Here is a 25,742-nt window from a genome sequence, read left to right as displayed (position 1 = left end):
ATGGCGGGTATCATCTTGTATGTATTCCACTGTGATTGTAGACAGTTCTTGCTGCCCAGAAGAACTTTGGCCGCCAGGTCGCCGCTTATTCATCAGTGCTCAGGAGCGCCTCTGGCGCTGGATAACAGGTAATGCCGCGCTTCATCCCGGCCCGAAGGGCGAGGTCTGCGCTTGGGCGCGTGCTTACATTTCACTTCCGGTTTTTGCCCCATGCTGTTGCAGGATTACTCCGATATTTTCGCCCCCCAGGGGCCTTTGGCCGAATCTGTTTCGCACTACCGTCCGCGTCAGGCTCAGCTCGAACTGGCTCAGGCCATCAGCCAGACGGTGTCCGAGGCGGGCGTGCTGATTGCCGAAGCCGGTACGGGCACAGGCAAGACCTGGGCGTACCTGGTGCCTGTCTTTATGGGTGGGGGCAAGGCCTTGGTGTCCACGGGCACCCGCACGTTGCAGGATCAACTGTATCGGCGCGATATTCCGCACTTGCGCAAGGCGCTGGCCCTGCCGGTGGATGTGGCTTTGCTCAAGGGGCGTGGCAATTACGTCTGTCATTATCATCTGGAGCGCCTGGGCCAGGACGACCGGGCGCTGAAATCGCGTACCGAGGTCGGTTATCTGCGCGCCATACAACTATTTGCCGAGCGCAGCCGTTCGGGCGACAAGGGCGAACTGGCTGAAGTCCCCGAAGATGCCGATATCTGGCATCGGGCCACGTCCACGCGGGAAAACTGCCTGGGGCAGGATTGCCCATTTCTGCGCGATTGTTTTGTCATGAAGGCACGCCGTCATGCGCAGGAAGCGGATGTGGTGGTGGTCAACCATGCCTTGTTCATGGCCGATCTGGCGTTGCGCGAAGAAGGCGTCACCGATTTGTTGCCCAGCGTGGATCTGGTGGTGTTCGACGAGGCCCATCAGTTGCCCGATGTGGCGACGCGCTTTTTGGGAAGCAGCGTCTCGCTCTATCAGATCGTGGATCTGTGTCGGCAGATCGAGGCGGCAGGCCTGGCCCAGGCGCGCGAAACCGTGGACTGGAGCGCTGTGGCGCGCAAGCTGGAGCAGGCCGCCCGCGACCTGCATCTATGTACCGCTTCTTTGGCCAGGCAAGGGGGGCGCGCTACGTTTCAGGCCTTGCCCGAACCGGATGCATTTGACCAGGCTTTGGAACAACTGCTGGAAACGTTCGATAAGGTCATCAAGATGCTGGCCATGGTGGCCGAGCGCCACCCCGATCTTACCGCTGCGCACAAGGCCGGCCTGGATTTGCGCGCCCGCCTGTTTCAGTGGAGCCAGCCCGATCGCCAGGGGCGCCATGCCTACTTGCCTGATGACTCCGACGAGCGAGAACAGGCGGATCAGGCTGTGCGCTGGGTGGAAAGCGGCCAGCATTATCTGCGCCTGCACAGCGCCCCCTTGTCGGTAGCCAAGATTTTTTCGCGCTATCGGGGCAAGGAACAGTCCTGGGTATTGACCTCGGCCACCTTATCCGTGCATGGCGATTTCAATCATTTCAAGCGTCAGTTGGGTCTGTTCGATGCGCGTACCGAGGCCTGGCCTTCGCCCTTCGATTATGCCAATCAGGCCTTGTTCTATGTGCCCAGCACCTTGCCCCTGCCCAGTCACCCACGCTTTAACGAAGCCTTTGTCGATGCCTTGATGCCCCTGATCGAAGCCGGTCAGGGCGGGGTGTTGGTCTTGTGTACCACCTTGCGCTCGGTCGAACGCATCGCCGATATGTTGCGCGACCGCTTCGAGCAACGCGATATCGAACGCAGCGTATTGCGCCAGGGCGAACGGTCCCGTCAGGTTTTGTTGGACGAGTTCCGCGCTCGTGGCAACGCCGTGCTGGTGGGCAGCGCCAGCTTCTGGGAGGGCATCGATCTGCCCGGCGATGCCCTCACGCTGGTGGCCATCGATAAGTTGCCCTTCGCGCCGCCGGACGATCCGGTGCTGGAGGCGCGCATCAACGAATGCCGCGAACGGGGCGGTAATCCTTTTATGGAATACCAGTTGCCCGAAGCCGCCATTGCCCTGAAACAAGGGGCAGGGCGCCTGATCCGCACCGAACGCGATTGGGGAGTATTGATGGTTGGCGATACGCGTATCGTGGACAAACCGTATGGCAAGCTGCTCTGGCGCGGTCTGCCGCCCTTTGCCCGCACACGCGACCCGGCTCGCGCTCTGGCTTTTTTGCACGAGCACAGGCGCAAGCGCCAGGCCGAGTCCTCCAGGGGAGAACCCTCTGCGCAAGAGGCGGCTCCAGAGTAAACAGTATTTCTGGTTCCGATCGCCGTAAGTATGCCTGTCTGGAGCCGCCACCCGAGAACGGGCGGCTCTTCTGTCATCGTTACGATCACCACCGCACAATCAAAAAAAACCCGCCGGCAATGGCGGGTTTGGGGTGCGGCTGGGATCGGCTCAGAACCAGTTGATCGGATTCCAGTAGTTGACCTTGGCGTCCAGGCCTTCTTTGAAATAGCGCGAATCAGGGAAGTTGGTGTCCAGCACGCGCTTGGTGTCGTCACGCAAATCGGTCTGGCCCAGCTTGTCGTAAGACAGGTACATCAGGTACAGGGCTTTTTCGGCAATCGGCACGCCCTTGAAGTCGGTGATGACGGTCTGGGCGCGATTGATGGCGGCTACGTAGGCACCGCGCTTGTAGTAGTACTCGGCCACGTGCACTTCGTTCTGGGCGATGGTGCTGACCAGCCAGGTCTGGCGCTTGGCCGCATCGGGCGCATAGCGGCTGTTGGGGTAGCGCTGCAGCAGTTCGTTAAAGGCCTCGTAGGACTCGCGCAGACCTTTGGGGTCGCGTTCGCTGGGGTCTTGCTGCGTGACGTTGGCCAGGGCGGCGCTGGGTGGAGTAAAGGAAATCAGGCCTTTCAGATACAGCATGTAGTCCGTGCCGGGGTGGCTGGGGTACTGTTTCTGGAAGCGGTCGATGGCCGCCAAGGCCTTGGCGGGTTCTTCGTCTTTCCAGTTAATGTAGGCCTGATCGATCAGGGCCTGCTGGGCAAAGGTGCCGAACGGATAGCGGGACTCGACAGCCTCCAGGCGGGCGCGCGCATCTTTCCAGTTGCCGGCGGACATTTCCTGGCGGGCATCCTGATAGAGACGTTCGGCTGTCCAGCCTGCCGTTGGGTCCACTTCTTTTTTGGTGGTGCCGCAGCCTGCGAGCAGGGCAGCCGCAACCATCATCGTGGCCAGCCGGGCCAGTTTGTTGCCACGCGCGCGCGGCAAGTTGAGGTTCAGACGAGTCACAAAAGCATCCTTGGTGTTAGCATTGCGGGTCAATTATATGATTTGTCGCCATGCCTGACACAGATACCGAAAAAGATAGTCTTTTTTCTGCGGAGCCACTGCGTTTCGTACTTCCCATCAGTTCGGCACCGGACCGGCTGGACAAGACGCTGGCGCGCCTGATTCCGCAGCATTCACGCAGCCGCCTGCAATCGTGGGTGGAAAATGGGCATGTGCTGGTCAATGGCGAAATCGTCAAGACCAAGCATACCGTGTATCCCGGCGATACGGTGTTGGTATGGGAGCAGCAAGCCCCCGAAGACATGGCTTTCGAGCCTGACGATGTCGCTTTCGAGGTCCTGGCCCAGAGCGATTCCTGGCTGGTGGTCAATAAACCCGTCGGTCTGGTCACGCATCCGGGCGCGGGCAACTGGCGCGGGACGCTGCTTAATGGCTTGTTGTTTCGCTTTCCAGCCCTGCGTCAGGTACCGCGCGCCGGGATCGTGCACCGTCTGGATAAAGATACCTCCGGCTTGCTGGTGGTGGCCCGCACAGAAGTGGCGCAGACGCATTTTGTGCGTCAATTGCAGGAGCGCAGCATGGGGCGTCAGTATCTTGCCTTGGTACACGGTGTGTTGCCGGGGCAAGGCACGGTGGATGCGCCCATCGGCAGGGATGCACGCGTGCCGGTACGCATGAGTGCCGCCGCGTCGATCGCGCCCAAGCCAGCCGTGACCCATTACGAGGCGGTGCGTCAGGGCTACGCGCCGGATGACGAAGCGGTTACGGAGGTGGCCTGTCGGCTGGAGACCGGACGCACGCATCAGATTCGCGTTCATTTAAGTTCCATTCATCATCCCTTGGTGGCCGACACCTTGTATGGCGGGCGCATGATCGCCGGCGCGCAGCGCCAGATGCTGCATGCCCATATTTTGCAGTTCGATGATCCCGATACGGGCCTGCGCCAGTCTTTTACGGCTGCGCCACCCCAGGATTTTCAGTCTGTCCAGGAGGTGATTGCGTGGAACACGCGTCCTTGATCCCTAATGTCAGCGGCCCGGACCAGTCCGGGCTGCTTTACTTTTGCACCACGCGCATCGGCGGGAGCAGCAGCGGTGAGCGCGCCAGTCTGAACCTGGGCACCAATACGGGCGATGATCCGCTGCAGGTCCAGGCCAATCGGCAACGTCTGCGCGACGTGCTAGGGGCCGAGCCGGTCTGGCTCCAACAGGTGCATGGCACGGATGTGCTGGACGCCGACCAGGACGTGCTGCCGGATGAACCGCGTTTGTTCGATGCAGCCGTCACGACCCGAAGTGATCGTGTGCTGGCGATCCTGACGGCCGATTGTCTGCCCGTCGTGGTCTGGGATGAACGGGCCAGTGTCGTCGGTGTGGCTCATGCGGGCTGGCGTGGACTGCAGGCCGGGGTGTTGGCGCGGATGATGGCGCTGATCAAGCAGCGGCGTCCCCAGGCCCAGCAATGGCGGGCCTGGATAGGACCTGCCATCAGTCAGCCTTGTTTTGAGGTTGGGCAGGAAGTATTTGATGCTTTTGTGCAGGCCGATCCTGCAAACCGGCCTTTTTTTATTGCAGGCCAACAAGCAGGGAAATGGCAGGCCGATTTATCGGGCATGGCCGCACGGCAATTGGAATTATTGTGTCCGGGGGACATTCAGGTTTATTTCAGTCAATTATGTACGTATACAGAGTCGGAACGCTTCTATTCGTATCGCCGCTCTCCCCAGACCGGTAGGCAGGCCACTATTGCCCGTTTAACCAGTCCGTAACATGCCGCTTGTACGCTTTTGGGGTATATGAAAATAGCGAATAGTTACTATTGGCTGATTCGCCTAATTAATTACCCCAATTGACGATTTTTGTTACTAACACCATGATGAAAGGGTGAGGCAGAATCGTCTAAAGGTGGCCGATGTTGAATAATCAAAATGCGTTTCAAGGTTTTGCAGGTTCCAACGATGCAGAACAGTTCGCAGAACTCCAAAAGCGCTACGTGCAGCAATGGCAACGTCTTTGGGAGCAGGCCAAGACGGGCGACTTGCCTGAACTGAAGGATAGGCGGTTTGCCGACCCTGCCTGGCAGAGCAATCCGGTGGCTAAATTCAATGCGCATGTCTGGGAACTGGGCGTGCAGGCCATGCGCGATATGCTCGATCTGGCTCAGATAGAGCCCGCACAGCGCGAAAGACTGGATTTTTCCCTGATGCAGTGGGCCGAAGCCATGTCGCCTTCAAATTATTTGTTGCTCAATCCCCAGGCCATGCAGGCCGCGGTGGACAGCGGCGGACAGTCGGTGTTGCAAGGGATGCGCAATTTTCTGGGGGACATGCAGAAAGGCCGCATGACCCAGACCGACGAGAGTCAGTTCGAGCTGGGCCGCAACGTGGCCACGACGGCCGGTGCCGTGGTGTATCAGAACGACCTCTTTCAGCTCATCCAGTATGCGCCCACGACCACGATGGTGCATGCCGTGCCGCTGCTGATCGTGCCGCCTTGCATCAACAAGTTCTACATTCTTGATCTGCAAGAGAGCAATTCCTTTGTGCGTCATGCCGTGGATCAGGGCATGACTGTCTACCTGATGTCCTGGCGCAACCCGCAGCCTGCCGACGGTGCCCATGTGCAGTCCCTGGATTGGCAGGACTATATGGAGCAGGGTGTGCTGGAGGCGATCCGCGTCAGTCAGGAGCTGTCCGGCCAGGACAAGATCAATACTCTGGGCTTTTGCATCGGCGGAACCTTGTTGGTCAGCGCGCTGGCCTTGGCGCATGATCGTGGCCAGGACCCGGCGGCATCGATGACGCTGTTGACCACCATGCTGGATTTTTCGGATGTGGGCGTGCTCAACGTCTTCATCGATCAGGCGCATGTCGCCTTCCGGGAGTGGCAACTGGGGCAGGGAGGATTGCTCAACGCCCGCGAACTGGCCAGCACTTTCTCGTTTTTGCGACCGGCCGAACTGGTCTGGAACTACGTCAGCAGCAATTATTTACAGGGTAAAACTCCGCCGGCTTTTGATCTGTTGTATTGGAACTCGGACGGTACGCATCTGCCCGGTCCATTCTTTACCTGGTATCTGCGCAACACGTATCTGGAAAACCGTCTGGTGCAGCCGGGAGGGGTGCGTTTTGGTGACCATTGCGCCGACCTGGCCAAGTTGGACCTGCCTGTCTATGTGTATGGTTCGCGCGACGATCATATCGTGCCTTGGCAGTCGGCCTACGCGTCCTTGCGCGCTTTGCCGGCCGCCCAGCATCGCTTTGTGCTGGGAGCCTCGGGGCACATTGCCGGTGTCATCAATCCGCCGGCCAAGCAACGCCGCAACTTTTGGGTGGGGCAACAGACCCAGGGCGAGGCTTCGGTCGTCGATCCCGAGCAGTGGATGGCCCAGGCTCAGTCGGTGCCAGGCAGTTGGTGGCCGGACTGGATCGATTGGCTAAAGCCCTTGTCCGGCTCCAGAAAGCGTGCCCGGCGTACGCTGGGGCATGCGCGTTACCCTGTTCTGGAGGCTGCACCCGGCAGCTATGTCAAAGTGCGCGCGCAGTAAGCGACGTACCTGTTCTTTTTCGGGACAGGGCTGTTGTGCGCCTGTTCCTCTTGTCTGGAAGCGGTACGCGCCTGCCTGCGGCGCCGCAGACCGATTCCTGCTTCGTCACCCCCTCAGGAGATGTATATGAGCAGCAAAGTAGCCTATGTAACTGGTGGTATGGGAGGGATAGGCACCGCAATTTGTCAGCGTCTTGCCAAGGATGGATTTGTGGTGATCGCCGGCTGCGGCCCCAATCGCGATTTCCAGAAATGGCTGGATGAGCAGGCGGAGCAGGGCTATACCTTCCACGCTTCGGTCGGCAATGTGGCCAGCTGGGAGTCGACGGTCGAGACGTTCAAGAGCGTGTTTGCCCAGTTCGGACAAGTGGATGTGCTGGTCAATAATGCAGGTATCACTCGCGACGGCACCTTCCGACGCATGAGCCAGGAGGACTGGCGCGCAGTGATCGATACCAATTTGAACAGCCTGTTCAACGTGACCAAGCAGGTCATCGACGGCATGGTCGAGCGCAAGTGGGGGCGTATCATCAACATCAGTTCGGTCAATGGCCAGAAGGGGCAGTTCGGCCAGACCAACTACTCCACGGCCAAGGCCGGCATTCATGGCTTTACTATGGCGTTGGCCCAAGAGGTTGCCAACAAGGGCGTGACGGTCAATACTATTTCTCCCGGCTATATCGGAACCGATATGGTGCGTGCCATCCGGCCCGATGTGCTGGAAAAAATCGTTGCTACCATTCCGGTCGGGCGCCTGGGCACGCCGGACGAAATCGGCGCTATGGTGGCCTGGCTGGCATCGGGTGATTCGGGTTTTGCCACGGGGGCGGATTTCTCCCTGAACGGCGGCCTGCACATGAGCTGACGCTCACAAGCATCTGTTCTATGTATTTATTGATTAGGAAGTAAGCATCAGCATGGGATCTCGACTCATCAAGAAGTACCCCAATCGACGTCTGTATGACACGCAGGCCAGCGCCTACATTACCTTGGTCGATGTCAAGCAGCTCGTTCTGTCGGGCGAGGAGTTCGCGGTTGTCGATGCCAAAAGCAACGAAGACCTGACGCGCAGCATACTGTTGCAAATCATCCTCGAAGAAGAAAGCGGTGGAATCCCCATGTTTTCCACGCCGGTGCTTATGCAGATCATCCGCTTTTATGGCAATGCCATGCAGGGGGTCATGGGCTCGTACCTGGAGAAAAACATACAGGCCTTTATGGAAATCCAGGAGCGCATGACTGAACAGTCCAAGGGCATGTACGGGGCGCAGTTCGGTCCCGAGACCTGGGCGCAGTTCATGAACGTGCAAGCCCCCATTATGCAGTCCGTCATGAACAACTATATCGACCAGAGCAAGAATTTGTTCGTGCAGATGCAGGATCAGATGCAGGATCAGACACGTCAGATGTTCTCGGTCTTTCCTTTTGTCCAGCCTACGGGCGGCAAGGATAAAAAAGGCTGATTGTTAGCTCTGATCCTGTGACGGGCGCGCCTTGAACGGAGTGTGTGCCGCCAAACTGTCGCGATAGCGGGCCACCTGGCCCGCTTCGTCGTTTAGGAATTGTCCGACGGCTTGTGCAAAGCGCGGGTCGGTCATCCAGTGTGCCGAACAGGTGGCGGCGGGCACCAGGCCGCGCGATAGCTTGTGTTCGCCTTGTGCTCCGCCTTCAAAGCGCTGCAGGCGCTGCGCAATGCAATAGCGTATGGCCTGTATGTAGCAGGTCTCGAAATGCAGGCCGGGCACATAGTGCGTGCATCCCCAGTAACGCCCATACAGCGTTTGACCGTCGTGCAGCGACAGGGCGCTGGCGATGTTGCGGCCGTCGCGGCGCGCCAGGATCAGAGTCAGGTTTTCAGGCATGTGTGTGCGCAGGCGAGCGAAGAAATCGCGCGTCAGGTACGGAATCTGGCCGCGCTCGGTGTACGTGTTGGCATAGCATTGGTAGAAGTAATCGAGCTCGTGCTCCCCTAGATCTGTTCCCTCCCGGTGTTGGAATGTGATGCCTTGATCCGCAATTTTGCGGCTGTCTTGACGCAGTTTCTTGCGTTTTTGTTGCGTCATGTCCGCCAGAAAAGCCTCGTAATCGTCATAGTCGCGGTTGTGCCAATGAAACTGCACGTCGTGCCGGATCATGAAGCCCGCTTGCTCCAGAGCCTGCCTGTCCTGGGTGGAGGGAAACAGCACATGAACGGACGAGAGCTGATTGTCTTGAGCAAGCTGTTGCAACTGGCGGGCCAGCAGCAATTTGTCCTGAGGGTGTGTGGTCAGCAGCCGCGGCCCGCCGACGGGCGTGAAGGGGACGGCGACCAGCAGCTTGGGGTAGTAATCCAGGCCGTTGCGCAGGTAGGCCTGGGCCCAGCCTTGATCGAACACGTATTCGCCGCGCGAATGATGTTTCAGATAGAGAGGCACGGCACCGCATAAGTGTTCGCCGCGATGCATCAGCAGGAAGTTTGCCCCCCAACCAGTGTTTGTGTTCGCGCAGTTGCTTTGTTGCAGGGCGAGCAGAAAGGCATGGCGCAGAAAGACATGTCCTGCGCTCAAGGCATCCCAGCTGGAAGCGGGGATGTCTTGCAGGCAGGTCTGCAACGAGAAACGAGCGGGTGCGGACAGCGGCATGGCGAATCGGGTCGGAGGGTTGCGGCCCTTGCCGTCTATCGCAGGCAAGGATGGATTTGTATACTAGCCAGCGTTGTGAACCTTGGGAAGGCATAACCGGTGTCCAGGCTGGCATGGGTGGTCCGCCTGGAGTAGAAGTCATGAAAAAAATGCTGATCTTACCTGCCCTGATGATGTTCCTGGGCGCTGCCCAGGCCGGGCCAGTGTGCGAATTTTTGCTGAGCCGCTTTGCTGTGCATGCGCAGCACGAAGGCAGTTTGGACGTCCAGGATCAGCCGCAAACTTGCGTGATCCGGCAGGGGCAGATGGGAACCGGGACAGGGTCAATGGTACTGGCCTTTGACCAGTTGCGCCTGAGTGGGTCGGGATTCGCGTCAGGTGGAGAGGAAGGGGATCTACCCCAGACTCTTGCCCTGGATGTGACTGGTATTTATGTTCTGACCGGCCGGATGCCGGGCCAGGATTATCTGATGCGCCTGCAGGCCTTGCCCATGAGCTTTGGGATGGACTATGTGTGGGACGCGCAGTCCGGTCAGTTGCGTATCGAACGAGCCGTGCTGCGCGGTGAGCGTTTGCGAGAAATCAGTGTGCATGTGCTTGCCCAGGCATCGGAGTTGGCCGGGCAGCCTTTACGGCTTGAGGACCTGCCGGCATTGCGTTTGCGGCATCTGCGGCTGCGCTTGGATAATGTGGCACTGGTGCAAAGCATGATCATGCCGGCGGTCGTCAGTTCCATCAGTCTATATGAAGATCCCAAACCGACCATTCAGGCCGGCCTGCTGGCGGCGCGCACAGCGGTGATGTTGATGCCGCCTTCCACGGCGGCGTTGGCCAGTCGTCAGGCCCTGCTGGACTTTATCGGCGAGTTGCCGGCACCGAAAGGGCAGTTGGATTTGCGCCTGGACTTTGATCCGCCGCTCGATGGCCTGGCTCTGGGCGGGGCGGGATCTATGGATCAAGTGCGCAAGGCCATGTCCGGCATGCGGGTACAGGCGCGATATGCTCGTGGAGATCTGCCGTTTGCTTATGTGCGTGTACGCGACTGGTTGCGCATGGTGTTGAGCGCGCCCAAGAACCTGCCCTGAACACAGGAGAGCGCAAAAGGAACAGGCGAAAAAAAACCGGACTAAGTCCGGTTTTTTAAGGCGAAGCCTGGATTTAAAATGCAGGCTGCCGATGTTTGGTTGCGGGGGCAGGATTTGAACCTACGACCTTCGGGTTATGAGCCCGACGAGCTACCATGCTGCTCCACCCCGCGTCAGAAGAATAACTATAACACGTTTTTTGAATATGTACATAGTGTGACGGTTTTTTTTTCACGATCAGGTGCGTTGTTGTCTGTGGCAGTGGCGTGTCGTAACGGATGCGGGTCAATTTTCTTGCGTCATGCCGATGGCGGTGGTGTAATAGATACCGTGAGTACAGATATGGCTTGACTGGCATTTTCAAAAAGCTCAAACGCGCAAGCAGCCATTCGTACCCCGCTGGTCCTAGTTCGGACGTAGCGTTGTAACCGCAGTCGGTCCCCCATTAACAGGGGCGCGCCGGCAACGAATTTCTCTGTTTTATTTTGCTGGGCCGGTTCTCGATGATGCGATGGCGTTGTCGATGATCGGCGGCCCCGCAGGTCGCCCTGATTTTTTCTTGTGCTGTATTTGCGCTGGCTGGGCCGGCGCGGATTCATCCCGGTATTGATCCAGGACTTATCCAGGCATGTATTCCGTCAACCTAACTTTGTCTGTCTGCTGTCGCCGGCCCGTGTCGGGTATTGCGCCTGGGCGCAATCTGCGCACAGCCGTGCTGCGTGGCCGGCACAGTGATGGCTGTGTTTTGAGCGGGCAAGAAAAAAGCCAGCTCGTGGTGGCTGGCTTTTGGCTGAATTCCGGTGTAGTGGTTGCGGGGGCAGGATTTGAACCTACGACCTTCGGGTTATGAGCCCGACGAGCTACCATGCTGCTCCACCCCGCGCCGGAAAAAGAATATTAACACTGAACTTTTAATATATGCAAGTTTTGTCTTACAGTGAGGCTTCCCAGTAGTGACCGAAAGTGAAATAATTCGCGTCCTGGAGACGGCCCTGCTGTGCGCGCGACAGCCCATGAGCAGCGCCGAACTGCGCAAGATGTTTGTGTCGCCGGAAGTGACGGCTGACGATTTGCGGCGTTATCTGGCTTTATTGCAGCTGGATTGGAAAGAGCGCGGCCTGGAGTTGGTTCAGGTGGCCAGCGGCTGGCGTTTTCAGAGCCGCCCGGCGATGCAGGTTTTTTTGTCCAGGCTGGACCTGGAGCGTCCGCCCAAATATTCCCGTGCCGTGCTGGAGACCCTGGCCATTATTGCCTGGCGTCAACCCGTGACGCGTGGAGATATCGAGGATATACGCGGCGTGGGTGTGTCCACGCAGATTGTCCGCACCCTGGAGGACCGGGGGTGGATCGAGGTGCTTGGCTACAGGGATGCGCCAGGACGGCCCGCCTTGTTGGGAACCACGCGCCAGTTCCTTAACGATCTTGGATTGCGTTCGCTGGACGAGTTGCCTGCGGTCGAGTCTTTGGACGCGCTGCAGGCGTTGGACCCATCGCCCGCCGATGTCGCGGTGGCGGGGCAGCCCGGCCGTGAGCCGCAGGCGGATGAAGCCCTGGATATACATGTTGACACTGTTGCCCGAGAGCAGGCTTTGATGGGCGGTTCGCAAGAACCGGCCTTGTTGCAGGCTGCGCCGGGTGTGCTCGGATTTGAGTCGAATGCGCAAGATGCCGTCGCGCTGGATGCGGGGCGGCAAGAGGTGGATTCGATGCACGAAATAAAAAACTCTGGAGTAAATGATTAAAAATGACTGATTCGCACGAGACGAATACAGCCCCGGCGCCGCAGGCGCAGGATGGCAAAAGTGCCCGCGCCAAGGGCCAGGGCCGCAAGCTGCGTACGCCGTTTCGCCGCCGCCGTGGCGATGCGACCCAGGAGTCGACCCCTCGCCAGCGTGAGTCTGCCCAGGCTGCCGCGCCGACCGAGGTCAAGGCCAAGCCGGCCCGTCCGCAGGCCCGGCGCAAGCCGGCTGCCGGCCAGAACTCCAATAACCGTCGCTCGGCAGGCTCGTCGGCGCGTGGTGGTCGTCCGAATGCACGGCATTCTGCGGACGATGCGCCGGTGCTTGTGCTGGAAGGCGATGATGAGATCGCATTCAGCCACCTGGACAAGCAGGCGCGTTTGTCCCAGAAGCTGGGCAAATATATGGGTAGTGAATTGGTCCAGCCCAAGCTGCATAAAGTGCTGGCCGAAGCGGGTATAGGCTCGCGGCGCGATATGGAGGAGCTGATCATTGCCGGACGGGTGTCCGTCAATGGCGAGCCTGCGCATATCGGCCAGCGTGTGGGCGCGGATGACAAGGTGCGCGTCAATGGCCAATTGCTCAATCGTGCCGGTGGCAAACGTCCGCCACGGGTCATTCTGTATCACAAGCCCGCCGGCGAGATTGTGACGCACGACGATCCCGAAGGGCGTGCGACTGTGTTTGGGCGCCTGCCTTCCTTGAAAATGGGCAAATGGCTGTCTGTGGGACGCCTGGATCTGAATACCGAGGGTTTGCTGATTTTCACCACGTCCGGTGATATTGCCAACCGTCTGATGCACCCGCGTTATGGCGCCGAGCGCGAATACGCTGTGCGTATTCTGGGTGAGCTGACCGAAGAGCAGATGCAGTCTTTGCGCGACGGCATTGCGCTGGAAGACGGGCCGGCCAAGTTCGGTTCGCTGGAGTACCTGGGGGGCGAGGGCAGCAATCGCTGGTATCGCGTGACCTTGAACGAGGGGCGCAACCGCGAGGTGCGACGCATGTTCGAGGCAATGGGTGTTACGGTCAGCCGCTTGATCCGGACCCGCTTTGGTGAGGTTGGCCTGCCTAAGAATCTGCGCCGTGGCCGTTGGGAAGAGCTGGACGGCGATCTGGTGCTGGCGTTCATGCTGCGTCTGGGGCTGGTCAAGGATGGCGATGAAGAGGGCGGGCAGGCGCGCCGGGAGCGGCAGCCTTTGTCACACGACAGTGCTTTGCCGCCGGGTTTCGGTACGCTGGAGCACAATGGCCTGAGTGGTGCCCGGATCGGGCGCGGCGGCCGTCTGGCAGGGGCGCGTCCGCGTCCGGCCAGGGGGGCGCAGGTCAATGAAAAGGCCAATGGCGCTTTGTTCATCAGTGGCGGTCTGGCTAACGGTCACCCCGACGCGGGGCGGCGTGAGCACGGCGGACAACGCCAGCGCAGCGAGTCGCCGCGTGGCGGCCAGGGTCGCAGGCCCCAGGACGGGCGGCCCCAAGAAGGACGCTCGGCCGCGCGCGGCAAGTCCGGTGCGGATCGCGCCGGCGCGCATCAGGGGAGCAAGCCGGGTGCCAAGAAGCCGACCACGGTGGTGCGCCGGCGCACACGTCGTGATGATGACTGGCAGCCGGCCGGTTCGGCTGCGCACGAGTCCCAACTGGGGCGCGGGCGTCGATAGTTAGAGGCAGGTGCCGGGCCGTGCGCCCGGCGCTGCGCATTCAAGCCTGTAAGGCCGCGTGAATGCACGCATTTTCCGGTTTTCTGGTAGAATAAAGAACTTGGCTCAGTGGCACTTGTGCCTGCTGGGTCTTTTTTGATGCTGCGTGCCAGCGATCCGCCTTGCTTGGCTGTGTTCAGGGTGGGGTGCGGTAGTCAGTCTGGCTGCGCGTGTGGCAGGACTCACTGTGGCGTTGGCAGTGCGCGAAGCCGGTGCTGTTGTCTGCAAGGCGGACGGCAGGCTGGCATGGTGACCATGGGCTGGCGTACAGCCCATTTTTTTTGGATTTTATGGCAGACATTCTAGCGTTGGTGCAACAGACCCTGGCAGGCACAGAGTACGAACTGGTGGACGTGGAGCGTGCGCCGCTGGGCCTGCTGCGTGTGGTCATCGATCATCCGGAAGGGGTGCGTATCGAGCACTGCGAATGGGTGTCCAAACAATTGTCGCGCGTTTTCGAGGTCGAGAACGTGGACTACAAGCGCATGGAAGTGACCTCGCCGGGGGTGGACAGACCCTTGTTGCGCGTGGGCGATTTCGTGCGTTTTGCCGGTCAGCGTGTGCAGGTTCGTCTGCACGAGGCGATCGACAGTCGTAAAGTATTCGTGGGTACGCTCCACGCCCCAGAGGGCACTTTGGCCGCCGATGTGCCTCTGGATACCGTTTTTAGGCTCGAACTGGACGATGCATCGGGCAAGCTGACGCAGCTCGACTTCACCTATGACCAGGTGGATCGTGCCAAATTGGACCCCGTTCTTGATTTCAAGGGTAAGAAGCGATGAGTCGCGAAATTCTATTGCTGGTCGATGCGCTGGCGCGAGAAAAGTCGGTAGCACGAGAAGTTGTTTTTGGCGCGCTCGAAAGCGCCCTGGCCTCGGCCATGAAGAAACGCTTCAAAGAAGATGTCGATATCCGTGTGGATATCGACCGGGAAACCGGTGACCACGAAGGCTACCGGCGCTGGCTGGTCGTGCCCGACGAGGCCGGCCTGCAAGAGCCGGACAAGCAGGAACTGTACTCCGACGCGCTGGATATCGATCCCGAGCTGCAGGTGGGCGACTACATCGAGGAAGAGCTCGAGCCCATCGAGTTTGGTCGCATCGGGGCGCAGGCGGCCAAGCAGGCCATCCTGCAGAAAATCCGCGATGCCGAACGCGAACAGGTGCTGAACGACTTTCTGGAGCGCGGCGAAACCATTGTGTCCGGTACGGTCAAGCGTATGGACAAGGGCGATGTCATCATCGAGATGGGCAAGATCGAAGCCCGCCTGCCCCGTTCCGAGATGATCCCCAAGGAAAACATCCGCGTGGGCGATCGTGTCCGGGCCTGGGTGCAGAAAGTGGATTACGCGGCACGCGGCCAACAGGTGATTCTGTCGCGCACGGCACCCGAGTTCATCAAGGAGCTGTTCGAGAACGAAGTGCCCGAGATCGAGCAGGGTCTGCTGGAAATCAAAGCCGCCGCCCGCGATGCCGGCGTGCGCGCCAAGATTGCGGTCATTGCCTACGACAAGCGTATCGATCCCATTGGCACGTGCGTGGGCATGCGTGGTTCGCGCGTGACGGCCGTGCGCAACGAGCTGGGCGGCGAACAGGTCGACATCGTGTTGTGGGCCGATGATCCGGCCGAATTCGTCATTGGCGCATTGGCGCCTGCACATGTCGAATCCATTCTGGTGGACGAAGACAAGCACGCCATGGATGTCGTGGTGGACGAAGAAAACCTGCCCAAGGCCATCGGTGCCCGTGGCCAGAACGTGCGTCTGGCCTCCGAACTGACCGGCTGGCAGATCAACATCATGACCCCCGAGGAAAGCCGCAACCGTCAGGACGAAGAACGTGAGCAAGTGCGCGCCGCCTTTATGTCCCGCCTGGATGTGGACGAGGACGTGGCCGATATCCTGATCGACGAAGGCTTTACCGGTCTGGAAGAAATTGCCTACGTGCCCTTGCAGGAGCTGCAGGAAATCGAGGCCTTTGACGAGGACATGGTCAACGAGCTGCGTGCCCGTGCCCGCAATGCGCTGTTGAGCGAAGCCATCGCCAAGGAAGAGCTGGTGCAGACCGCTGCCAAGGAACTGGCCGGCATCGAAGGCATTACGCCCGAGATCATCGCTCAACTGGCCGAAAACGAGATTACAACGCTGGACGATCTGGCCGAGCTGGCCACCGATGAGCTGTCCGAGATGACCGGACTGGGCCAGGACGAGGCCAGCGAGCTCATCATGCGCGCTCGCGCCCACTGGTTTGACGACGAGGCCTGATCATGACCCCCTAGGTCCCGCGCGTTGTATTCATTAAGAATAGTTGTAGTAAAGCAAGAGAGAGTCGAATGCCGAGTAACACTGTCGCCCAGTTCGCTCAAGAACTGAAAATGCCTGCGAATGTTCTGCTGGAGCAGCTGCGCACCGCAGGTATTGAGCTCAAATCGGTCGATGACGCCATCACCGATTCGGATAAGGCGAAGCTGCTTGAATCGTTGCGCCGCTCGCACGGCAGTCAGGAAGGGAATAAAATCACCCTGACCCGCCGCAAGACATCCGAGATCCGTCAGGACGACGGCTCCGGGCGTTCGCGCACGATTCAGGTGGAAACACGTAAAAAGCGCGTGTTTGTCAAGCGTGACCCGTCCGAGCTGGTGGCAGAGGCAACGGCTGCGATGCACCAGGAAAATGCCAGGCAGGCAGCAGAGCAGGCCGAGCAAGCCAGCCAGGCGGCACCAGAGCCCGCCGAGCCGGTTGCGCCCGTTGTCGAGCCCGTCGCTGCGGCACCGGCTCCCGAGCCGCCGGCCGTCAAGCCGGAACCTGCACCAGCCGAACCGCTCGTCCAGTCGACTCCTCCTGCTCCAGCGCCGGAACCTGTTGCTCCTGTGGAGCCTGTAGCCGCCGTCCAAGAGAGTCAATCCAAACCAGAACCTCAGCCTCAGGAGCAGGTTGCCGCGCCTTCGGAGCCATCCGAAGAGCATGTGCCGGCCCAGACCGAAGCGCTCGAGGCTCCATCTACCCAGGCCAAGGCCGAAGAGAAGCCAGTGGTACCTACTAAATCTGCTTCAGAAGCTCGTCAATCTACTCCTGTGAATAAACCTCAGCATCCTCAAGGGGCCAAGTCGCCCGCTTCGACCGGAAAACCCCGGGAAATGTCTGGCGTGGGCCAGCGCCGCGCCGCTCGTGGCCCCGTCATTCCTCCCGTTGCTGCCGATGTGGAGCAGGATCAAGACCGCGAGCGCGCCCGCAAGGCGGCTGAAGCCGAGGCAGCTGCGCTGCGTGAAATGCTGAATCGTCCGCGCAAAGTGTTGCGTGCTCCTGAGCCTGAAGGCGAAGGTAGCGGCAAGGCGGGCGCAAAGAGCGCGGTCAAGAAAGACGTCAAGGGTGCCAAGACCGACAAGGCACCTGGCAAGACCGTCAAGACCGACGCCGCGCCCGGTTGGGGTGGCGATGCCAATCGCAAAAAGCAGCCCTCCAAGGCCGATGTTGCATCGGCTGGGGCCGGTGGTGCCCGCGAAGGCTGGAAGTCCAACACCAAGGCCGGTCGCGGCAAGGGTGGACGCGGTGGTCGCAATGCGCAGCCCGAGCGTCGCGAGCCGCAGGTGGCCGAATTCATCGCACGCGAAGTTCATGTGCCGGAAACCATCTCCGTCAGCGATCTGGCGCACCGCATGGCTGTTAAGGCGGCCGAGGTCATCAAGCATTTGATGAAACTGGGTCAGATGGTCACCATCAACCAGGTGCTGGATCAGGAAACCGCCATGATTCTGGTGGAAGAGCTGGGCCATAAAGCCATTGCCGCCAAGCTGGACGATCCGGAAGCCTTCCTGGTCGATGCCGAGGCGACCGATGCTGAGCTCAAGCCGCGCGCGCCTGTGGTTACCGTCATGGGCCACGTGGACCATGGCAAGACCTCGCTGTTGGATTACATTCGCCGCGCCAAGATTGCTTCGGGTGAAGCCGGCGGCATTACGCAGCATATCGGGGCGTACAACGTAAAAACCGAGCGCGGCACGGCTACGTTCCTGGACACTCCGGGCCACGAAGCCTTTACGGCCATGCGCGCCCGGGGTACGAAGGCAACGGACATCGTTATCCTGGTCGTGGCTTCTGATGATGGTGTGATGCCTCAAACTCGCGAAGCCATTCACCATGCCCGCGCGGCCGGTGTGCCGCTGGTGGTGGCCATCAACAAAATCGACAAGCCCGAGGCCAACCCAGAGCGCGTCAAGCAAGAGCTGGTTGCCGAGCAGGTCGTGCCGGAAGAATACGGCGGCGATGTGCCTTTCATTCCTGTGTCGGCCAAAACCGGCCAGGGTATCGACGAACTGCTGGAAAACGTGCTGCTGCAGGCCGAAATGCTGGAGCTCAAAGCGCCGGTGGATGCGCCTGCCAAGGGTACCGTCATTGAAGCACGTCTGGACAAGGGCCGCGGTCCTGTGGCCACCATCCTGGTTCAAAGCGGCACCTTGAATCGTGGCGATAGCGTGTTGGTCGGCGCATCCTTTGGTCGGGTGCGCGCCATGCTGAACGAAACCGGCAAGTCGCTCAGCTCGGCCGGCCCTTCGATCCCGGTTGAAATCCAGGGTCTGACCGAAGTGCCCGGCGCAGGGGACGAACTGGTCGTGATGGCCGACGAGCGTAAAGCCCGCGAGATCGCCCTGTTCCGTCAAGGCAAGTTCCGCGACGTCAAACTGTCGCGACAGCAGGCCGCCAAGCTGGAGTCCATGTTCGACAACCTGGGCGAAGGCACGCAGACGCTGTCGCTCATCATCAAGACCGACGTGCAGGGTTCGCAGGAAGCGCTGGTGCAGTCGCTGGTCAAGCTCTCTACCGACGAAGTGCGCGTGGTGGTGGTGCATGCCGCAGTGGGTGGCATTTCCGAGAGCGACGTGAACCTGGCGATTGCTTCCAATGCCGTCGTGATCGGCTTTAACGTGCGTGCCGAGCAAAGTGCCAAGAAACTGGCCGAAGCCAACGGTATTGATCTGCGTTATTACAACATCATTTATGATGCGGTCGACGAGGTCAAGGCGGCTCTGTCGGGCATGCTGGCCCCCGAGCAGCGCGAAGAGATCATTGGCATGGTCGAAATCCGCGAAGTCTATAATGTGTCGCGGATTGGCAATATCGCCGGTTGTATGGTTACCGAAGGCGTGGTGCGTCGTGATTCGCAAGTTCGCTTGCTGCGTAATAACGTTGTCCACTGGAGCGGTTATCTGGATTCGCTGCGCCGTTTCAAGGACGACGCCAAGGAAGTGCGTTCCGGCTTCGACTGCGGTATCACGCTGCGCGGCAACAACGATATCCAGGTGGGCGACCAGCTCGAGGTCTTCGAGATCAAAGAGATCGCCCGGACGCTTTAATTCATGGCAAGACACAAGTCCAAACCGAACCCAGGGCGCAATACGCGCCTGGCCGACCAGATCCAGAAGGATCTGGCGGTCCTGATCCAGCGCGAGATCGATATGACCCGCGCTGGTCTCATTACCTTGACTGGCGTGGAGTTGTCTCCGGACTACGCACACGCTAAAATTTATTATTCGGTGCTTGGTGCCGAACCCGAGACGGCTCAGGCTGTCCTATCGGAGAAGGCGGGCTGGTTGCATTCGCAGCTCTATAAGCTGCTGCACATACATACGGTGCCCACCCTGCATTTCCATCACGACAGGCAACTGGAACGCGGTATGGCACTGTCCAAGCTGATCGACAGCGCCAACCAGGCCGACAGCGAACGAATGAACGGCTCGGCCTCCCCAGCCGACGACCCAGACGAACAGTCCTGACTCGGCTGTTGTTTTTCACGGACTGATACACAATGGCTACGCGACGACGCGGGCAGTTGATTGATGGTGTGTTGCTTTTGGACAAGCCTGTAGGCCTGTCCAGCAACCACGCTCTGCAACGCGCCCGCCGTACCCTGGACGCCCGCAAGGCCGGCCATACCGGAACGCTGGACCCTTTTGCCACTGGGCTGCTGGTTTGCTGCTTTGGCCGGGCCACGAAGATTTCCGCCACGATGCTGGAGGCCGACAAGGCTTACGAGGCCACCGTGGCCTTCGGCACCGAAACCGATTCGGGCGACCTGACCGGCAATGTCGTGGCGCAGGCAACAGATTTCACCGGAGTAAGCCCGGATGCGCTGGAAGCGGTGCTGCCGGCATTTCGGGGGCCGATTTCGCAGGTGCCGCCCATGTATTCTGCGCTCAAGCGCGATGGCAAGCCCCTGTATGAATATGCCCGTCAGGGCATAGAGCTGGAACGCGAGGCACGACAGGTCGTGATTCGCGAGTTAAACGTGCTGGAATGCACGCCGCATTTCGCGCGTCTGTATGTACGCTGCAGCAAGGGAACCTATATCCGGACCCTGGCGCAGGACATCGGTCGCGCACTGGGATGCTATGCCCACCTGTCGGCCTTGCGCCGTACGGAGCTGGGTCCTTTTCACATCGACGACGCTTATGGCCTTGAACCGCTGCAGGCGATGGAAGACCCGATGTCGGCCTTGCTGGCCATCGAGAGTTTGCCTACCGAGATTTTGCCCAAGAAACTTCAATCAGAAGGATGAGTTATGAGTCGCGCATTGCGCAATGTGGCCATTATTGCCCACGTCGACCACGGTAAGACTACCCTGGTCGATCAACTGTTGAGACAAGCCGGTACGTTCCGCGAGAACGAACATGTCTCGGAACGCGTCATGGACTCGGGCGATATCGAGAAAGAGCGCGGCATCACCATTCTGGCCAAGAACTGTGCCGTCGAATACGAAGGCACGCACGTCAACATCATCGACACCCCCGGTCACGCCGACTTCGGCGGCGAGGTCGAGCGCGTGTTGTCCATGGTGGACGGTGTTCTGCTGCTGGTGGATGCGGTCGAAGGCCCCATGCCACAGACCCGTTTCGTGACGCGCAAGGCGCTGGAACTGGGACTGCGTCCTATCGTGGTGGTCAACAAGGTCGACCGTCCAGGCGCACGCCCCGACTACGCCATTAACGCCACCTTCGATCTGTTCGATAAGCTCGGCGCCACCGACGAACAGCTGGATTTCCCCATTATTTACGCATCGGGGCTGTCCGGTTATGCCGGTCTGACCGAAGATGTGCGCGAAGGCGATATGCGTCCGCTGTTTGATGCCATCCTGCAGCACGTGCCGCAGCGCGACGACGATGTAAACGGGCCTATGCAGCTGCAGATCTGTTCGCTGGACTACAGCTCCTACGTGGGCAAGATCGGCGTGGGCCGCGTGAACCGCGGTCGTGTCCGTTCCGGCCAGGATGTGGTGGTCAAGTTCGGCCCCGATGGCGAAGCCATCAAGGGTCGCATCAATCAGGTATTGAAGTTCAAGGGCCTGGAGCGTGTGCAGGTCGAAGAAGCCGAGGCCGGCGACATTGTGCTGATCAATGGCATCGAAGAAATCGGCATCGGCTGCACGGTCATGGACCCGGCCGTTCCCGAAGCCTTGCCCTTGCTGCGCATCGACGAACCTACCCTGACCATGAACTTCATGGTTAACACCTCGCCATTGGCGGGCCGTGAAGGCAAGTTCGTGACCAGTCGCCAGTTGCGCGACCGTCTGGACCGCGAACTGAAGTCCAACGTGGCGCTGCGCGTTAACGATACCGACGACGATACCGTGTTCGAGGTCTGCGGTCGGGGCGAACTGCACCTGACCATTCTGATCGAAAACATGCGCCGTGAAGGCTACGAGCTGGCCGTGTCGCGTCCGCGCGTGCTGATCCGCGAAGAGAACGGCGTCAAGATGGAGCCCTACGAGTTGCTGACCGTGGACGTGGAAGACGGCCACCAGGGCGGCGTCATGGAAGAGCTGGGTCGTCGGCGCGGTGATCTGCAGGATATGATTCCCGATGGTCGCGGCCGTACCCGCCTGGAATATCGTATTCCTGCGCGCGGCCTGATCGGATTCCAGGGCGAATTCATGACCTTGACCCGCGGCACTGGCTTGATGAGCCACATTTTCGACGAATTCCGCCCCATGCGCGAAGGCACGGTGGGTGAGCGTCGTAATGGCGTGCTGATCAGCCAGGACGAAGGCGACGCCGTTGCCTACGCACTGTGGAAGCTGCAAGATCGCGGCCGTATGTTTGTTTCGCCCGGCGAAGCACTGTACGAAGGCATGATCATCGGCATCCACAGCCGCGACAACGATCTGGTCGTCAATCCCATCAAGGAAAAGAAGCTGACCAACGTGCGCGCTTCCGGCAAGGATGAGCATATCGACCTGGTGCCGCCTATCCGCATGAGCCTGGAGTACGCGGTGGACTTCCTGGACGATGACGAGCTGGTCGAAGTGACTCCCAAGTCCATCCGTCTGCGCAAACGCTTCCTGAAAGAGCACGAGCGTCGCCGCAGTATGCGCGAAGGTTGATCGCCGCTTCTGTTTGTTGACGAAGTACCAGAACGCCTGCCTTGTGCAGGCGTTCTGCGTTTTGGGCAACGCTTATGTGTAGGGCAGGAACGGCATTTCCCGCAATGAACAGCTAGGGGTTAATAACTGTAGATAATAAAAAAGGGTTTTATTAATCTATATGCGCAGGCAGAGCCTCTGCCGGTTGGCTTTCTTTTTGGGGTCTCGCTCCGGTTTTCTGATGGCCGGGCGATACATTGCTGTCATGCGATGGCTGGTTCCTGTGACCGGCGTTTGGCATCTGTCTTGCCGGTCCGTTTTTCCTGAAGGAGAACACCGATGGCGCAGCATATTGTCGTGGTAGGGGGAGGGATAGGCGGTACCATGACCGCCAATCACCTGGTCACCAAACTGTATCCGGAAATCCGCTCCGGAAAGGTTCGCATCACTCTTTTATCCAATTCGCCCTGGCATTATTACAAGCCGGCTTTTATGTACGTGGCTTTCAATGCTTTCTTTCGGGATGAACTGCGGCGTCCTCAACGCTCCTTGTTGCGCCCGGAGATCGATTTCCAGCTAGAGGAAGTCAGCGGTTTTGATTTTTCGGCCAGTCGCCTGTATTGCGCCAGCGGCAAGAAGATTTCCTATGACTATCTGGTCCTTTCGACAGGTTGCGTGCCTGCTCCCGAGAAGATCGAAGGTCTGAAAGAGGGTGGGGATCATTTTTATCAGCATGCCCCTGCACGTCAGCTGGCCGAGCGTCTGGGCCATCTGGAAAAAGGGCGAGTGCTGATTACCGTGACTTTCCCCAAGACTCACAATGTGCCTCATCAGTGCGGCATTGCGCCCGTGGAAACCACGTTGATGCTGGACGATTTTCTGCGGCGGCGCGGTGTGCGCGATCAGGTGCAGATATCGTATACCTATCCCACGGTTTCTCAGTTGCTGCGCAATTGTCTATTTCTGCAGGATGAGGTTTGCCAGGTCCTGCCGCCCATTTTCGAGCAGCGGGGTATCCATCACCAGCGTGGCTTTACGCTCAGCCGCGTCGATCCGGAACGCAAGATCGCTTATTCGGAAGAAGGCGGCGAAGAGCCTTTTGATATTCTGATGGCCACCCCGCCCATTACTGCTGTGCCGGCTGTGCGCGACTCGGGCATTTCGCAGGCAGCCGATGGCGAGGGCTGGGTGCCGACCGACCACCAGACCCTGAAGGTGCTGGGCCTGGACAATGTCTATGTGTTGGGAGACACGGTTGATCTACCGATCAGCAAAGCAGGCGGCTCTTGCCACAGCCAATCGCCGGTATTGGTCAATAATCTGGCTTCCGAAATTCGCTTTGGCCACACGTGTGATGAGTACGAAGGACGTGTGGTCGCCGTCGCCCAGATGGGGCTGGAGGGCGGCATGCCTCTTTGGTACGACTACACGGAAGACGTGCATCCCACGCCGCCCACCAAATTGGGTGGTTTGATGCGCAAGGGATTTAATCGGGGCGTGTACTGGGCCGTGGCCCGTGGATTGATTTGAGCAAGGAGATGGGTATGAAGACGCAACTGGACACGGGGTTGGAGCCAGGTCTGGCAGCGGCGGCTGCCCAGGCACCGACGGGGCTGCAGGCGTTGCTGGGCGAGGACCCGGGCGTCAAAGGGCTGGAAGAGCTGCTGGCCAAGATAGAGCCACTGCTGGCCGGCGGTCGCTTGAATCGATTGGTGGATGTGGCATCGTTAATGGCCGATCTGGTGGACATGACGGATGACTATATGGTGGAGAAATTGGCGCGTTCGCTGGAGGAGGGGACAGGTGCAGTGTGGGCGGTGGGTAATGCCGCGCGCATGGCCGCCGATCAGGTACGGGCTACCGAGCAGACACCTTCATTGATGGGTTTGCTGCGCTTGGCCAAAGAGCCGGACGTGCGTCGCGGGCTGACTTTCTTTTTAGTGGCGGCCGGGGTAATGGGTAAGCAGATGCGCTATCAGAATTTGGACCATACCGGCGATTAATGCGCGGCGGGGCACTCCTTGACGGAGCGCCCCGCCGGCGCACGCTAGCGGTTCAGAAACGCCATCTGGCGCTTTTCGACGATACGAAATGCGCCGACCAGAGCAAAGGACACGCCCAGGTAAATCAAGGCGGCAATGCCGTAGGAGGTAAAGGTCTGGTAGGTGGCGGCATTGGCATCGCGCGCGATCTTGAGCAGATCCGGCACGGTGGCGGTGAACGCCAGAGAGGTTGCGTGCAGCATCAGAATGACTTCGTTGCTGTAGGCGGGCAGCGCCCGGCGTAGCGCCTGGGGCAGGATCACGCGTCGGTATAGCGTCCAGCCCGACATGCCGTAGGCGCGGGCCGATTCCACTTCGCCGGGCGGCATATTGCGTATGGCACCGGCAAAGATTTCTGTCGTGTAACCGACGGTGTTCAGCGTCAGGGCCAGCACCAGGCAGTTAAACCCACTTTGGAAAAAGGCTTCCAGCGGTGGCACGGCCTGAATGATGGCCAGTTTGTATAAGGCCGTGTAGATCAGCAGGATCTGCACATACAAAGGCGTGCCGCGAAAGAAATAGGTAAAGGCGCCGATCGGGCGCGACAGCCAGGCCCGGGCCGAAACGCGGCCCATCGCCAGAAAAATGGACAGGAAAAAGCCTATCGTGACCGATAGCACCAGCAGCCAGAGGGTCATGGCCAGCCCCGAGAGCTGTCCGTTGCTGTGATACAAGTAGGCGCGCCAGAATTCGTTCAGTACATCCATCAGAATTCGGCTCCTCGAACGCCCATGTTGTAGCGCCGCTCCAGGTAGCGCAGCCCTACGTTGCTGACCGCTGTGAGCGCCAGGTAGATCAAGGCCGTCAGGCCTACGAACAAAAAGGTGTTGAATGTGGCATTGCCTGCGTTCTGCGCGACTTTGACCACATCGCTCAGGCCGATCAGCGACACAAGAGCGGTGGACTTGAGCAGCACCTGCCAGTTATTGCCCAGGCCCGGCAGTGCGTAGCGCATCATTTGCGGAATCTGGATGCGGCGCAGGATCAGCAATGGACTCCAGCCACACGCTTTGCCCGCTTCGATCTGACCTTTGGGTATGGCCAGTAAGGCGCCACGGAAGGTTTCGGCAAAATAGGCTCCGTAGATAAAGCCCAAGGTGACCACCCCCGCACCGAAGGGGTCGATCTCTATCATGTCCACTTCCAGCCAATCGGTCACATCGTTCAGCCAGATTTGCAGGCTGAAAAAAAAGAGCATCAATAAGACCAGATCCGGTATGCCCCGGATCAGTGTTGTATACAGGCCGCCCGCCAGCCGCAGCAGCGGCGCGCGGGACAGCTTCATAAGAGCCGCAAGCAGGCCCAGTACCAGGGATACCAGCAGCGAGAGCATCGCCAGTTTGATGGTTTCCCAGGTGCCGGCCAACAATTGCGGCCCATAACCGTAAAGCAGCATTATCTGGC

Annotated in this window: 20 protein-coding genes, 2 tRNA genes and 1 pseudogene; 17 read left to right on the top strand and 6 right to left on the bottom strand. The window is 59.6% G+C overall.

Going from position 1 to position 25,742, the window contains the following annotated elements; translation table 11 throughout:
- Nucleotides 1–210 precede the first annotated feature (210 nt).
- Nucleotides 211–2,265: an ATP-dependent DNA helicase gene (locus tag AADW57_RS12400; RefSeq protein ID WP_341667203.1), complete on the top strand. Its 2,055-nt coding sequence runs from the start codon at nucleotides 211–213 to the stop codon at nucleotides 2,263–2,265.
- A 150-nt stretch (nucleotides 2,266–2,415) separates the two neighbouring features.
- On the opposite strand, the gene AADW57_RS12395 is transcribed toward AADW57_RS12400, so the two are convergent.
- Complete coding sequence (locus tag AADW57_RS12395) at nucleotides 2,416–3,195, bottom strand: outer membrane protein assembly factor BamD (RefSeq protein ID WP_341669699.1); 780 nt, start codon at nucleotides 3,193–3,195, stop codon at nucleotides 2,416–2,418.
- Between the two features lie 113 nt (nucleotides 3,196–3,308).
- Between AADW57_RS12395 and AADW57_RS12390 the strand changes: the two genes are divergently transcribed.
- The 5 genes from AADW57_RS12390 (at nucleotide 3,309) to phaR (ending at nucleotide 8,266) form a co-directional block, all read left to right on the top strand.
- Nucleotides 3,309–4,277 carry an RluA family pseudouridine synthase gene (locus AADW57_RS12390; protein ID WP_341667202.1) on the top strand — a complete coding sequence of 323 codons (969 nt, stop codon included), beginning with the start codon at nucleotides 3,309–3,311 and terminating at the stop codon, nucleotides 4,275–4,277.
- Complete coding sequence (gene pgeF, locus AADW57_RS12385; RefSeq protein WP_341667201.1) at nucleotides 4,259–5,026, top strand: peptidoglycan editing factor PgeF; 768 nt, start codon at nucleotides 4,259–4,261, stop codon at nucleotides 5,024–5,026. The genes AADW57_RS12390 and pgeF overlap by 19 nt, the downstream gene beginning before the upstream one ends.
- A gap of 143 nt (nucleotides 5,027–5,169) precedes the next feature.
- Entirely contained in the window at nucleotides 5,170–6,804 is a 1,635-nt protein-coding gene (locus AADW57_RS12380) for a PHA/PHB synthase family protein (protein ID WP_341667200.1), read from the top strand.
- A gap of 126 nt (nucleotides 6,805–6,930) precedes the next feature.
- Nucleotides 6,931–7,668, top strand: coding sequence for an acetoacetyl-CoA reductase (gene phbB / locus AADW57_RS12375; RefSeq protein ID WP_341667199.1), 738 nt, complete (start codon nucleotides 6,931–6,933; stop codon nucleotides 7,666–7,668).
- Between the two features lie 52 nt (nucleotides 7,669–7,720).
- Nucleotides 7,721–8,266, top strand: a complete 546-nt coding sequence (gene phaR, locus AADW57_RS12370; RefSeq protein WP_341667198.1) for a polyhydroxyalkanoate synthesis repressor PhaR — start codon at nucleotides 7,721–7,723, stop codon at nucleotides 8,264–8,266.
- 3 nt (nucleotides 8,267–8,269) lie between these two features.
- On the opposite strand, the gene AADW57_RS12365 is transcribed toward phaR, so the two are convergent.
- Nucleotides 8,270–9,424: a GNAT family N-acetyltransferase gene (locus AADW57_RS12365; RefSeq protein ID WP_341667197.1), complete on the bottom strand. Its 1,155-nt coding sequence runs from the start codon at nucleotides 9,422–9,424 to the stop codon at nucleotides 8,270–8,272.
- A gap of 140 nt (nucleotides 9,425–9,564) precedes the next feature.
- Here AADW57_RS12365 and AADW57_RS12360 point away from each other — a divergent pair, with 140 nt between their 5' ends.
- Nucleotides 9,565–10,509, top strand: coding sequence for a hypothetical protein (locus AADW57_RS12360; RefSeq protein ID WP_341667196.1), 945 nt, complete (start codon nucleotides 9,565–9,567; stop codon nucleotides 10,507–10,509).
- Nucleotides 10,510–10,605: 96 nt separating this feature from the next.
- Here AADW57_RS12360 and AADW57_RS12355 read toward each other — a convergent pair.
- Nucleotides 10,606–10,682, bottom strand: a tRNA-Met gene (locus AADW57_RS12355).
- A 633-nt stretch (nucleotides 10,683–11,315) separates the two neighbouring features.
- Nucleotides 11,316–11,392: transfer RNA gene (locus tag AADW57_RS12350), tRNA-Met, on the bottom strand.
- A 70-nt stretch (nucleotides 11,393–11,462) separates the two neighbouring features.
- On the opposite strand from AADW57_RS12350, the pseudogene scpB reads away from it, so the two are divergent.
- The 10 genes and pseudogenes from scpB to AADW57_RS12300 all read left to right on the top strand — a co-directional run.
- Nucleotides 11,463–12,164, top strand: a pseudogene (scpB, locus tag AADW57_RS12345) (SMC-Scp complex subunit ScpB); the annotation flags it as partial.
- An 89-nt stretch (nucleotides 12,165–12,253) separates the two neighbouring features.
- On the top strand, nucleotides 12,254–13,906 hold the full coding sequence (gene rluB / locus AADW57_RS12340; protein ID WP_341667195.1) for a 23S rRNA pseudouridine(2605) synthase RluB: 1,653 nt from the start codon (nucleotides 12,254–12,256) through the stop codon (nucleotides 13,904–13,906).
- Between the two features lie 329 nt (nucleotides 13,907–14,235).
- Nucleotides 14,236–14,727, top strand: coding sequence for a ribosome maturation factor RimP (rimP, locus tag AADW57_RS12335; RefSeq protein ID WP_341667194.1), 492 nt, complete (start codon nucleotides 14,236–14,238; stop codon nucleotides 14,725–14,727).
- Nucleotides 14,724–16,208, top strand: coding sequence for a transcription termination factor NusA (gene nusA, locus AADW57_RS12330; protein ID WP_341667193.1), 1,485 nt, complete (start codon nucleotides 14,724–14,726; stop codon nucleotides 16,206–16,208). The genes rimP and nusA overlap by 4 nt, the downstream gene beginning before the upstream one ends.
- 68 nt (nucleotides 16,209–16,276) lie before the next feature.
- Complete coding sequence (infB, locus tag AADW57_RS12325) at nucleotides 16,277–19,294, top strand: translation initiation factor IF-2 (RefSeq protein ID WP_341667192.1); 3,018 nt, start codon at nucleotides 16,277–16,279, stop codon at nucleotides 19,292–19,294.
- 3 nt (nucleotides 19,295–19,297) lie between these two features.
- On the top strand, nucleotides 19,298–19,714 hold the full coding sequence (gene rbfA, locus AADW57_RS12320) for a 30S ribosome-binding factor RbfA (RefSeq protein ID WP_341667191.1): 417 nt from the start codon (nucleotides 19,298–19,300) through the stop codon (nucleotides 19,712–19,714).
- 32 nt (nucleotides 19,715–19,746) lie between these two features.
- The gene (truB, locus tag AADW57_RS12315) at nucleotides 19,747–20,496 is read left to right on the top strand and encodes a tRNA pseudouridine(55) synthase TruB (protein ID WP_341667190.1); all 750 of its coding nucleotides are present in this window, start codon (nucleotides 19,747–19,749) and stop codon (nucleotides 20,494–20,496) included.
- Between the two features lie 3 nt (nucleotides 20,497–20,499).
- Complete coding sequence (gene typA, locus AADW57_RS12310) at nucleotides 20,500–22,317, top strand: translational GTPase TypA (RefSeq protein WP_341667189.1); 1,818 nt, start codon at nucleotides 20,500–20,502, stop codon at nucleotides 22,315–22,317.
- Between the two features lie 318 nt (nucleotides 22,318–22,635).
- A complete protein-coding gene (locus AADW57_RS12305) occupies nucleotides 22,636–23,826 on the top strand; it encodes an NAD(P)/FAD-dependent oxidoreductase (protein ID WP_341667188.1) in 1,191 nt (396 codons plus the stop codon).
- Between the two features lie 14 nt (nucleotides 23,827–23,840).
- Entirely contained in the window at nucleotides 23,841–24,299 is a 459-nt protein-coding gene (locus tag AADW57_RS12300) for a DUF1641 domain-containing protein (RefSeq protein WP_341667187.1), read from the top strand.
- Nucleotides 24,300–24,343: 44 nt separating this feature from the next.
- On the opposite strand, the gene hisM is transcribed toward AADW57_RS12300, so the two are convergent.
- Together hisM and AADW57_RS12290 are read right to left on the bottom strand one after the other, a co-directional pair.
- Nucleotides 24,344–25,048 carry a histidine ABC transporter permease HisM gene (gene hisM / locus AADW57_RS12295; protein ID WP_341669698.1) on the bottom strand — a complete coding sequence of 235 codons (705 nt, stop codon included), beginning with the start codon at nucleotides 25,046–25,048 and terminating at the stop codon, nucleotides 24,344–24,346.
- Nucleotides 25,045–25,734 (bottom strand): ABC transporter permease, encoded by a 690-nt coding sequence (locus AADW57_RS12290; protein ID WP_341667186.1) that lies wholly within the window; start codon nucleotides 25,732–25,734, stop codon nucleotides 25,045–25,047. Before AADW57_RS12290 ends, hisM begins: the two co-directional genes overlap by 4 nt.
- Nucleotides 25,735–25,742: the final 8 nt, after the last annotated feature.

Origin of the sequence: Alcaligenes sp. SDU_A2, from assembly GCF_038237375.1 — a bacterium.
Lineage (GTDB): Bacteria > Pseudomonadota > Gammaproteobacteria > Burkholderiales > Burkholderiaceae_B > Alcaligenes.
This window is presented reverse-complemented; position numbering and strand designations above follow the sequence as displayed.